Consider the following 11,913-nt stretch of genomic DNA (forward strand, 5'->3'; position numbering starts at 1 on the left):
TATCTTATGAGAACAGTAAGATGAAAAGGTTATTCTCGCCTCGCTCTTTGGTTGCCAGAACACTTTGGTTGACCTTAGTCGCGGTTATTCTTGCTCAAGGCATTGCGACTTCAATATGGTACTCGCAAACCAAGCAAAAAGAGCTGGAAGGGATAAGCTCTACCTCTGCGAGTATGGCGAGTATATTTGCCTCTACCGTTAACTTCTTCCAAGCACTTCCTGTCCAATACCGCCATATCGTACTCGATCAGATTCGAAATATGGGTGGTACTCGTTTTTTCGTTTCCTTCAATAAAAGAGAACTGGATACTGACCCTATTCCAGATAACTATTTGGAACAGGCCTCTTTAAAAGCGGTACGGCAAGTTTTAACCGACAAACTAAACAATGTAAAAACCATCTCTGTCGAGTTTTCTAAGCCCGATAAACTGCGGGTACTCAAAAATGATATTTATCTTCATGACCTGCCTAAGTCATGGGCTTACTACACTCTCACTCTTGAACCATTGAACCCTCCTATTCTAGTGGTTCAAATAGAGTTAAGTACCAACGAATGGATCTACATCGCCGCGTTACTCCCGGCTCCTTACGTTAGTTTAGATGACACCATTCTCAGTTCTGAGCAGTTACTCTTTCTGCTATTTTCGACCTTGATCCTTATGCTGTTGGTCTATTTCCTTATTCGGCGACAAGTAAGGCCGATTAAAAACATCGCCACCGCAGCCAATAAAATGAGTATCGATATAGAGCAGCCCGAGTTAGAAGAAGAAGGGGCAAATGAGCTGGTAATGGCCACTCGCGCATTCAACCGTATGCAAAGTCGTATTCGGCATTACGTGCATGATCGGGAAACGCTTTTTTCTGCTATTTCTCATGACTTAAAAACCCCCATAACTCGGTTACGTATTCGAGCAGAGTTATTAGATGAGTACGAAACTCGCGATAAGTTTAATGAAGACTTAGATGAGTTGGAAATGATGGTAAAAGGCGCGCTTCAAGCGGTTAAAGATACCGATATTCATGAGAACAACACCCATATTGATGTGAAGGCAATGTTACGTTCTGTAGCAGAGCATCATAATCAGGATGTCACGCGTGTTCACATTGCCAACCTACCGATTAAACCCATCATCGGCAAACCTTTGGCAATTAAACGGGTATTGACCAACTTAATCGATAACGGTGTTAAGTACGGCCATCGAGTAGTTGTATCCGCTCAGGAAACACCAAAAGGATTACTGTTATTCGTTCAAGACGAAGGCGATGGCATCCCTGAAGACAAGCTCGAACTGGTTTTCGAACCCTACTATAGACTAGCAAAAGATCGAGACGGTCACGGTTTGGGATTGGGTATCTGCCGAAATATTCTTCACGCACATGGTGGAGATCTCATTCTTAAAAATTCCCCTCTTGGCGGTTTATCCGCTGAAGTCCTTATTCCACGTAACTTAGCGGTCTAATGTAACAGGAGTGTTACGTTGGGGTAACGCTTTGTTTCAGTTCATCTCAAAAATACCGATTAGGATTAAGATGTGTTAATGAACAGCATGTTTAATCACGTTTCAGTAACACACCCTACAAAAAACGGATAGACAATATCCAATTGGCATAATCCAATACACGGACGAAAACAATGAATATAAAAAAATCCCTATTAGCTCTTTCCCTCCTTACTGCCACTCAATTTGCATCAGCTGGCGAAGTTGAAGTATTGCACTGGTGGACATCAGGTGGTGAAGCAAAATCAGTATCCGCTCTTAAAGACATGCTTGAAGCACAAGGTCACACTTGGAAAGACTTCGCAGTAGCAGGTGGCTCTGGTACAAGTGCAATGACCGTACTAAAAACTCGTGCCGTTTCTGGTAACCCACCAGCAGCAGCGCAAATTAAAGGTCACGACATTCAAGAATGGGGTGGATTAGGCTTTTTAACCGATTTAGATGATGTTGCCGCTGCAAACAAATGGGACTCCCTTGTTCCTAGCATGGTGACAGACATTATGAAATACAACGGCGAATACGTAGCCGTTCCCGTTAACGTTCACCGTGTAAACTGGCTGTGGGCAAACAAAGAAGTATTCGAAAAAGTTGGCGCTAAAGTACCAACGACTATGGATGAGTTCTTCATGGTTGGTGACAAGCTAAAAGCTGCTGGTTACATTCCATTGGCTCATGGTGGCCAAGCGTGGCAGGACGCAACCGTATTTGAAGCAGTTGCTCTGGATATTTTAGGCTCTGATGGTTACCGTAAAGCGTTCGTTGATTTAGATATGGACGTGCTTGGCGGCGAAAAAATGGTCGAAGTATTTACTGTGTTCAAGAAAATGCATAACTACATCGATAAAAACTCACCGGGCCGTGATTGGAACGTAGCAACGTCTATGGTTATCAATGGTGAAGCAGCAATGCAAATCATGGGTGACTGGGCGAAAGGCGAGTTTACCGCCGCAGGTAAAGTACCGGGTAAAGATTACGTATGTGTTCCAGCTCCAGGCACAGCGGGTCAATTTACTCACAACGTAGATAGTTTTGCATTCTTTGAACTACAAGATGCAGAGCAGCAAAAAGCGCAAAAAGCGCTTGCCGCGACCATCCTTACTCCTGAGTTCCAAGAAGTCTTTAACTTGAACAAGGGTTCTATCCCTGTTCGTCTAGATGCTGACATGTCTAAGTTTGATGCTTGTGCACTTTCTTCTATGAAAGACTTTAAAGCAACAGCGAAAAGTGGTGATTTAGTACCAAGTATGGCGCACGGTATGTCAACAACCAGCTATGCTCAAGGTGCAATCTATGACGTAGTAACAAACTTCTTTAACGACTCAAACGCAGATCCAAAAGAAGCCGCAGCTAAACTGGCTAAAGCAGTAAAAGCAGCAATGTAATCTAACCATGGGCAAAACATGTTTTGCCCTAATTAGATACTCTCATTGAGAGACCCGAGGTGATGCTCTTCCTCCCTGAGCGTCACCTACTTAACTGGGATATTCACCTCCCAGTACCTATGGACAAGTTATGGAGCGCGTTTTGACTTCGCCTATTAAACCCCCTACACCTCAGCGCAGCTTTGGTGACAGGTTACAAAATTGGCTTCCAAAAATCGTACTTGCACCCAGCATGTTAATTGTTGTTGTGTGTATTTATGGATACATCATATGGACCGCCATTCTTTCGTTGACCAGCTCTCGTTTTCTTCCTAGTTACAACTTCGCTGGCTTAATCCAGTATGAAAAGTTGATGGATAACGACCGTTGGATGACATCTATCGCCAACTTGGGCATCTTCGGTGTGCTATTTATTTTGCTCGCCATTGTGTTGGGTGTTGGTTTAGCCATATTGCTTGACCAAAATATTCGACAAGAAGGGGCAATACGCACCATTTATCTCTACCCAATGGCTCTCTCCTTTATTGTAACGGGTACAGCGTGGAAGTGGATTCTTAACCCCGGCTTAGGGATAGAGAAACTGATGCGAGACTGGGGATTTGAAAATTTCGAATTCGACTGGTTAGTCAACTCAGATATGGTGGTATACACTCTGGTTATTGCGGCGGTTTGGCAATCATCCGGGTTTGTCATGGCCATGTTCTTAGCAGGGCTTCGCGGTATCGATAACTCTATTATCAGCGCAGCACAAATTGACGGTGCAAGCTTACCAACCATTTACTTAAAAATCATTTTGCCTTGTTTAAGACCGGTATTCTTTAGTGCTGTTATCATCACCTCTCATATCGCCATTAAGAGCTTTGACCTTGTCACAGCGTTAACCGCTGGTGGTCCGGGCTACGCCTCTGACTTACCTGCACTATTTATGTACGCTCACTCCTTTACCCGTGGTCAAATTGGATTAGGTGCAGCCAGTGCAATGATGATGCTTGGTGGTATCTTAGCCATCCTTGTGCCTTATCTCTATTCAGAACTAAGGGAGAAGAAATCATGAACAATAAGACATTAGGAAGAGTTTTTGTTTATGCCGCTCTACTATTCTTCTGCTTAGTCTATTTAATGCCGCTGTTCGTTATGGTAACAACGTCATTCAAAACACTGCCAGATATCAAAGCAGGTAATTTACTCTCCCTGCCAACAGAATGGGTATTTGATGCATGGTACAAAGCGTGGGATTCAGCTTGTACAGGTGTTAAATGTGAAGGGGTAAAAGGTTACTTCTGGAACTCATTCCAAATGGTGATTCCAGCGGTTGCTATCTCCACCCTACTTGGCGCATTTAATGGCTATGTTATCAGCAAATGGCAATTTAAAGGATCAAACTTCTTCTTTAGTGCCATGCTATTTGGTTGCTTTATTCCCTTCCAAGTTGTGCTACTACCAATGGCAACAACACTTGGGAAGCTTGGTTTAGCAAATACCACGGCTGGTTTAGTGGCGGTTCACGTTATTTATGGTTTGGCGTTTACCACCCTATTCTTCCGCAACTTCTATGTTGGGATTCCGGACGAACTGGTTAAAGCGGCGAAATTGGATGGCGCAGGTTTCTTCACCATCTTCTTTAAGATCATGCTGCCCGTCTCTACCCCTATTATTATGGTGACGGTTATTTGGCAGTTTACTTCCATTTGGAACGATTTCTTATTCGGTGTTGTTTATTCTGGCTCAGAAACACAGCCTATTACCGTGGCCCTAAACAACCTGGTTAATACCAGTACCGGTATAAAAGAATATAACGTCGACATGGCCGCTGCCATTATTGCAGCTTTGCCAACTCTGCTGGTTTATGTACTGGCAGGTAAATATTTTGTTCGTGGATTAACCGCTGGATCGGTAAAAGGATAATAAAAAATGGCAACTCTAGATTTAAAACAGATCCGTAAGACATACAGAAACGCGGACGTAGAAACATTAAAAGGCATAGATATTAGTATCGATTCTGGCGAGTTCTTGATTTTAGTTGGCCCATCGGGCTGCGGTAAATCAACCTTGATGAACACCATCGCTGGCTTAGAAGATATTAACCAAGGAGAGATACTGATTGATGGTGTTGACGTTGCTCACGTTGAACCAAAAGATCGCGATATCGCGATGGTTTTTCAGTCTTACGCCTTATATCCAAATATGACCGTTGAAGGCAACATCGCTTTTGGTCTCAAAATCCGAAAAATGCCTAAAGAGGAAATTGATGCTGAAGTAAAACGCGTAGCAGAATTGCTACAAATTGATGCTTTGCTCGACCGTAAACCGTCTCAACTATCAGGTGGTCAAAGACAACGTGTCGCCATGGGACGCGCCCTTGCTCGCCGACCAAAGCTTTATCTATTTGATGAACCACTTTCTAACCTTGATGCGAAACTAAGGGTAGAGATGCGCCATCAAATTAAGCGCCTCCACCAACAGTTAAACACCACCATTGTTTACGTAACTCATGACCAGATTGAAGCAATGACCTTAGCGGATCGCATTGCGGTAATGAAAGATGGTGAACTGCAGCAACTTGGAACGCCGAAAGAGATCTACAACAGACCGAACAATATGTTTGTTGCTGGCTTTATGGGCTCTCCATCAATGAACTTCATCACCACCATGGTGGACTTAGATGACGATCAAAATCCAATCATTACGGTAGCAGGAAGCGGAGATAGCCAACACCAAATTCGCCTTCCACAATCTATGCGTAAGCAAGATGGTAAGAAAATTGTCATTGGTCTGCGTCCAGAGCATATTACCGATACCGATAGCGAAAACATGACCGCCGCTACTCGTTTAGGGTTAAAACTGGAGGTTATCGAACCAACCGGCCCAGATATCATTGCGATGGTAAAAGTCAACGATCAAGAAGTGGCGTGTAGACTGTCACCTGAGTTTGAAGGACAAATTGGTGATGTTGCCTCACTGAACTTCGATCTCTCAAGAGCAGTTTACTTTGATGGTGAATCAGAACAACGTATCGATTTCGAATAAGCAAAATTGAGTAGAACGAAAAAGGGATGCAGTGCTTGCATCCCTTTTTACTATTCCAAATCACCGTTTATGCCCTAGCTTGATTGACATTGATAAAGAGTCACTCTTATAACAAGGTTATCTGCTTAACTTCAAATGTAGAATCTGACCACATTTCTTGCTCATACTCTCCTTTTATCCGCACGGTATCTTTATCAGAAAAAGAAGGCGTCTGTTTTGTTTTCAACTTAATGGTTAACTCATCCACTCCATCACTAAACACAAAGGTACGATTGCTTAACTGCTTGGTTATCTGCCCTTCTAAGATATAGTCATCTTCACTAAACCAACTTGTGTTCGCTTTCATATCAGCAATGGTTGTCGTTTCAACTGGACCGGTATAATTCACCGTCGATACGGTAGAGCGTTTATCTCTTTTATCTCCATGACCATCGCCATCGTCATCATGAGCAAAGGCAATTCCGGTGCTGCCCAATACCAACGCCGAGGCAAGAACAGAGACTAGTGCCTTACGTTTATGTTTTGTTGTTAGCTCATTAGCGCTGTTTTTCATTTTCATCATTTTAGTTTTAATACTCATATCTCTTCCTCAACTCAGCCTGTTATTAACTTTCACTTGTAGTTTACCGACGTCGTCTTAATGGCGAGTGAGAAAGCCATTCATATTGAGTTCATCCAAACAGCAATGTACGGAGGTTTATAGATGCAGATTACGCGACTCTCTCCTTTACCTTTCTTTACGACCTCTATTCTAGCTAACAACCTAAATTAGAGTATACTTATATACATACCAGAAAGGAGAATGTTGCTATGAATATTAAAAACGTATTAATTGCTCTACTTGGATTATCAATTGCTACTGCTGTGACTGCTGCCGATACCAATCAAGACGGTGCAGGTTCCCCCAACAAACAACAACCAGAATTTAGTGACATTGACACGGATAGTGATGGAAAAATATCAGAACAAGAGCTAACCGAATTTAGGAAACAACGCATTACAGAACAAACTGAAGAGGGACGAACACTCAAAAACGTTAGTCGAACTTCTGCATTAGCTTCTTACGATAAAGACAAAGACGGCTTTATTAGCGAAGAAGAGTTTAATCAACACAAGCGTTATTCTGCGTCATCTAAAGCAAACAAACAAAACGCCAAAAAGCAAACTACAAAGAAAAATAACAAAAACAAAAACAGTGGCAATGGCAATGGCAATGGCAATGGCAATGGCAATGGCAATGGCAATGGCAATGGCAATGGCAATGGCAATGGCAATGGTAAGGGCAAAAACAAAGGCTAACCAGCGACAAGTTGATTCTGTCATGTCACCAATTGTTCGCTTCAATTGGTGACTGACTATAAAACCCAATCAAAACAACAATAATATCTCTATGGAGCAGTGACAATGGCAAAGTTTGGATGGAAACAACGGGCAGTTATTTTGCCACCAATACTATTAGGCATACTTATTATCGCTATTGCTCCTTCAATGAAAGCCGAACCTGCTAAAGCAGAGCAAAAAGCCATTAAAAAAGTGGTTCGAGTTTTGCCTGTAAAACCAAGAAGTATTCAACCTTATGCTATAGGTTATGGGCACACCAAACCTGAACAGAGCTGGCAGGCTCAATCAGAAGTTGAAGGAAGCATCATTTGGATTGCGGAAAGCCTACAAAATGGTGCCATCATCAAGAAAGGAACAACATTAATCAAGTTAGACCCCTCTCCCTACCAACTCGCGATTACTCGCTTGCTGGCTGAAAAGAATGTTTCTCTACTCAGAGATAAAACCATCGCGGCATCCCTTGCCATAGCTGAACAAGATTACGCCATTCAGCTCTCTGAATATCAACGTACAGAACGCCTCAATAAAACTGGGCATATTTCAAAAAACGAATTAGATGGCGCCAAGCGTTCTCTTTTAAACAGTCAACAACAACTTCAAACACTTAAAAACAACCTAGCGATTAATCAAGCCGAGCAACAAGTATTACAGGCACAGTTAGATCTGGCCAAAAGAGATCTACAAAAAACGGATATTGTTGCCCCTTTTGACTTACGCATCACCGAGAAAAAAGCCGATGTCGCCGAATACGTAAACAAGGGAGAGATTCTCCTCTATGGAGACGGCATAAACAGGGTGGAAGTCAGCGCTCAATTTCCATTGGGAAAAATGCGGCCATTGCGACGCTCAGAAAGCAGAAATTTAATCGACAACAACATCCATAATGATCTACAAGCACAAGTGATTCTTAAGGCAGGAGACCGAAGCATATTCTGGCAGGCCGATGTCGGTCGTTCAGGCGGGCAAATTGATGTACAGACTCAAAGCCAGAGCATCATTGTCACTATTGATGCACCTTATAAAAAAGCGTCTCCCGGCAAAAAACCGGCGTTAATTAGAGATACCTTTGTCAAAGTAATACTTAAAGCGCCTGTGATAAATAAACAGATTTTATTGCCACTGACTGCAATCCATCAAGACAAGGTTTATACCGTCACACCAGAAGGAAAACTGTCGATAAAACCTGTGGAAATAGACTTTATTCAAGGTGAAATCGCGGTTATCAAATCGGGTATTTCCTTTAAAGACAAAGTGGTGCTAAGTCAGCTTTCTCCTGCGGTTTCCGGTATGAACCTTAAGCCACAATTAGATAAAAAAATGCTCAAATGGTTAGACAATGAAACAGGGTTTAGCGCAGAAAAAGCAATAGGAGATAAACTATGATCGCTTTTTTTGTTCGCCATCGCACGGCAGCCAATGTCGTCATGTTAACCATTATATTACTTGGTCTATTCGCCTTACCCAAGTTACAAAGAGATACATTCCCACTTACGCCAACCAAAGATATTGAAGTTCGAGTCAATTATCCTGGAGCCACTCCTGCCGAGATAGTTAAAGAGATATGCCTCCCTATCGAAGACGCGTTGGATCGAATAAATGGCATTAAAGAGCTCAGTTGTGATGCTCGCGAAAACCTAGCCATCGCTAATGCTGAAATTCAATCCGGTGAAGATATTGATATTGTTACCAGCGATATTCAACAACAAGTGTTTGCCATTAATGATTTTCCTGACCGAGCTGAAAATATTACCGTAAGTAAACTAGATAGAACCGCCTCTGTAGCAAGCATCGCCATTACTGGAGAGATGTCAGACACGGATCTTTACCTTTATGCCGAACAGGTTAGGCAACGCTTAAAATCGAACCCTATGATCGCTCAAGTAACGCTGGATGGCTTTTCAGATAGAGAAGTGGAAGTGACCATTTCTGATTGGAAGTTAAAACAGTATGGTATCAGCATTTCAGATCTCTCCAACGCACTTGATCAGCAAAACATTAGCGTGCCCGCAGGTGTTTTTAATAGCGATTTAGAGTCCATTAACGTTCGATTTGATCAGAAGAGTGAACGGCTGCAAGAACTAAAAAACTTGGTAGTAAAAACCAGTTCAGCAGGCACCCTGATTACACTGGGTGATATCGCTAATATCAAACAAACTTTCTCTCAGCAAGAAGAAAAAATTCTATTCAACCAGCAACGTGCTGCGTTGCTTCAAGTCTCAAAAACCTACTTTCAAGATACGCTCAAAGTTCGCAAGACAATTGAAAATCTTGTCGAAAAAGAGCGGGCAAATGCCGCGCACGGAGTGACCTTCACGGTGACTCAAGATGTTAGCGTCAATATAAATGAACGATTACGTATCCTTAGCAGCAATGGTTTACAAGGATTAGCCTTGGCCTTCCTGATGCTTTGGGCATTTTTTAATATCCGCTTTAGTTTTTGGGTCGCAATGGGATTACCGGTATCTTTTCTCGGTGCGGTATTCGTAATGCATATGCTGGGATATACCATCAATATGATGACCATGGTTGGCTTAATCGTGGCTATTGGGCTGTTAATGGATGATTCACTTATCATCGCGGAGAACATTGCGGCTAAAAAGCAACAAGGAATGTCGTCATTTAACGCAGCGATACTCGGTACTAAACAGGTGTTACCCGGTGTACTCGCGTCATTTGCCACCACATTGATGGTGATTGGTCCCCTAATGTTTTTAACAGGAAAAATGGGCGAGGTACTAAGATACATTCCTATCATATTGCTCATTACTTTACTGGTAAGTCTGATTGAAGCATTTCTGATCCTTCCTGCTCACCTTGTCCACAGTCACTTAGTCTCATCACCAAATCGAATCAGGCAACGTTTTATTAACGGCTTTGAAAAAATACGAGATCGCCTTTTTGTTCCCTTATCTGTTAAAGCGATGAAAGTCCCCTACTTCAGCATGGGTGTGATCTTTTTCCTTGTGTTAGCATCAACGGCACTGTTTCCTGCCGGGTTGCTCAAATTTAAAGCGATGCCTTCCCTAGAGAGTGATACGCTTCAAGCTCGAATTCTTCTGCCACAAGGTAGTTTGCTGCCTCAAACCGAACAGGTAGTGGCTAAAGTTACCGCCGCGCTAGACAAGTTAAACAGTGATTACCAACAGCGCTACCCTAGCTCCGATCCGTTAGTCAAAAACACCAGCGTATTTTTTAATACCAATATTGATGCCAATGAATCTGGTGCTCATATAGCGACCGTAAGTGCCGATCTTCTTCCTGCTCAGTTTCGCCAGCAAAACATTAAATCACTGGTACAAAACTGGAAAAAGAACACAGGCCCAGTTGCAGATGTTATTTCTATTAAGTTTACCGATAAAGAGCGTGGGATTGCAGGAAATGGCATAGATATACGGATACAAGGTGATTCGTTAACAGACATGAAGAAAGTGAGTCGCGCATTAATCAAATGGCTAAAAGGGTTTGACGGTGTGTTTAACCTTTCAGACGACCTACGCTATGGTCGTAATGATATTGGTATTCACCTTAAGGATGAGGCAGGTGTGATGGGGGTGAGCGCTTCACAATTGGCGCAAACCCTACGAAGCGCCATCGCGGGTCAATCTGGCTTATCCATGTACCAAGATGGCGAAAATATCGACATTACAGTCAAGCTAGATGAATTTGCCCACCAATCTGATCTACAAACATTGAAAGACATCGCGATTACGGCTTCTAATGGACAACTTATACCGTTAGCGTCAGTAGCCGAATTTAGTCAACAACGTGCTTTCTCCCGAATTAATCGTATCAATAGTGTCAACACCATCACTGTTCAAGGTAACGTAAATACCTCGATTGCTAACGCCCGGGAGATCATGCTCAAATTCAATCAAGAGTTTGTTCCCTCAATTAAGAGTAAATACCCTGAAATTAGCTTTGTTTCTCAAGGACAAGATAAAGAGAGTGCCGATACAGGTTCTTCATTAGCCAGTTTTTTCCTACTGGGTGTCATCGGTATTTATCTGATTTTAACGCTGCTATTTCAAAGTTATAGCCAGCCACTTGCAGTTCTACTCGCCATCCCTATGGGCTGGATTGGTGTCGTTTGGGGGCACTTTGCTCTGGGTCTAGACTTAACCATTCCGAGTTTGGTGGGATTTGCCACCTTGGCAGGTATTGTCGTCAATGACAATATTTTACTGGTCAACTTTATTAAACAGAATTTAGCATCGGGAAATGAGTTACTTCATGCCTGTCGGTCAGCCGTGCATGATCGGTTCCGAGCCATTTTTATCACCTCTCTGACTACATTTGCAGGTCTATTCCCTCTGCTAACCGAAAGCAGTACCCAAGCACAGTTTCTTATTCCTCTGGTTGCAAGTATCGCCTTTGGCTTAATCACCGCTACACTATTTGCATCCATTGTAGTGCCATGTGTCATGATTATTCTTGATGATCTTGGTATCGTGTTGTACCAACAATCGTCCAGTAAAACTGAGCCAGAGGCACTCGACAAGCCGGTGGAGAATGGTCCTCTTCTAACAAACAAGGCGTAAGCCAGTAATAAGCGCCAACAACAAAAAAAGTATCCACCGGCATAGCCGGTGGTTTTTCATATGCGCCTATAAGGCTCTCCTACTGGCTGCGCCCTAGCAGGCGCATAGTGATCTGACATTTGCATA

The 11,913-nt window shown here is 42.8% G+C and carries 9 protein-coding genes; 8 read left to right on the forward strand and 1 reads right to left on the reverse strand.

Features of this window, described 5'->3' with window-relative positions:
- Window positions 1-20 precede the first annotated feature (20 nt).
- The 5 genes from F0227_RS15180 (at window position 21) to ugpC (ending at window position 5,908) form a co-directional block, all read left to right on the forward strand.
- Window positions 21-1,460, forward strand: a complete 1,440-nt coding sequence (locus tag F0227_RS15180) for an ATP-binding protein (protein WP_171754092.1) — start codon at window positions 21-23, stop codon at window positions 1,458-1,460.
- 173 nt (window positions 1,461-1,633) lie between these two features.
- Complete coding sequence (locus tag F0227_RS15185; RefSeq protein WP_171754093.1) at window positions 1,634-2,881, forward strand: ABC transporter substrate-binding protein; 1,248 nt, start codon at window positions 1,634-1,636, stop codon at window positions 2,879-2,881.
- A 130-nt stretch (window positions 2,882-3,011) separates the two neighbouring features.
- Window positions 3,012-3,935, forward strand: a complete 924-nt coding sequence (locus F0227_RS15190) for a sugar ABC transporter permease (protein WP_171754094.1) — start codon at window positions 3,012-3,014, stop codon at window positions 3,933-3,935.
- Window positions 3,929-4,786 carry an ABC transporter permease subunit gene (locus tag F0227_RS15195; RefSeq protein ID WP_171754101.1) on the forward strand — a complete coding sequence of 286 codons (858 nt, stop codon included), beginning with the start codon at window positions 3,929-3,931 and terminating at the stop codon, window positions 4,784-4,786. Before F0227_RS15190 ends, F0227_RS15195 begins: the two co-directional genes overlap by 7 nt.
- A 6-nt stretch (window positions 4,787-4,792) precedes the next feature.
- Window positions 4,793-5,908: a sn-glycerol-3-phosphate ABC transporter ATP-binding protein UgpC gene (ugpC, locus tag F0227_RS15200; protein WP_171754095.1), complete on the forward strand. Its 1,116-nt coding sequence runs from the start codon at window positions 4,793-4,795 to the stop codon at window positions 5,906-5,908.
- A gap of 106 nt (window positions 5,909-6,014) precedes the next feature.
- On the opposite strand, the gene F0227_RS15205 is transcribed toward ugpC, so the two are convergent.
- The gene (locus tag F0227_RS15205; RefSeq protein ID WP_171754096.1) at window positions 6,015-6,488 is read right to left on the reverse strand and encodes a NirD/YgiW/YdeI family stress tolerance protein; all 474 of its coding nucleotides are present in this window, start codon (window positions 6,486-6,488) and stop codon (window positions 6,015-6,017) included.
- A gap of 230 nt (window positions 6,489-6,718) precedes the next feature.
- Between F0227_RS15205 and F0227_RS15210 the strand changes: the two genes are divergently transcribed.
- From F0227_RS15210 to F0227_RS15220, 3 genes are all read left to right on the forward strand, one after another.
- On the forward strand, window positions 6,719-7,207 hold the full coding sequence (locus F0227_RS15210) for an EF-hand domain-containing protein (RefSeq protein ID WP_171754097.1): 489 nt from the start codon (window positions 6,719-6,721) through the stop codon (window positions 7,205-7,207).
- 105 nt (window positions 7,208-7,312) lie between these two features.
- Window positions 7,313-8,632: an efflux RND transporter periplasmic adaptor subunit gene (locus tag F0227_RS15215; RefSeq protein ID WP_171754098.1), complete on the forward strand. Its 1,320-nt coding sequence runs from the start codon at window positions 7,313-7,315 to the stop codon at window positions 8,630-8,632.
- A complete protein-coding gene (locus F0227_RS15220) occupies window positions 8,629-11,787 on the forward strand; it encodes an efflux RND transporter permease subunit (protein WP_171754099.1) in 3,159 nt (1,052 codons plus the stop codon). Before F0227_RS15215 ends, F0227_RS15220 begins: the two co-directional genes overlap by 4 nt.
- Window positions 11,788-11,913 lie beyond the last annotated feature (126 nt).

Origin of the sequence: Vibrio sp. 99-8-1, assembly GCF_013114595.1 — a bacterium.
Taxonomy (GTDB): Bacteria; Pseudomonadota; Gammaproteobacteria; order Enterobacterales; family Vibrionaceae; genus Vibrio.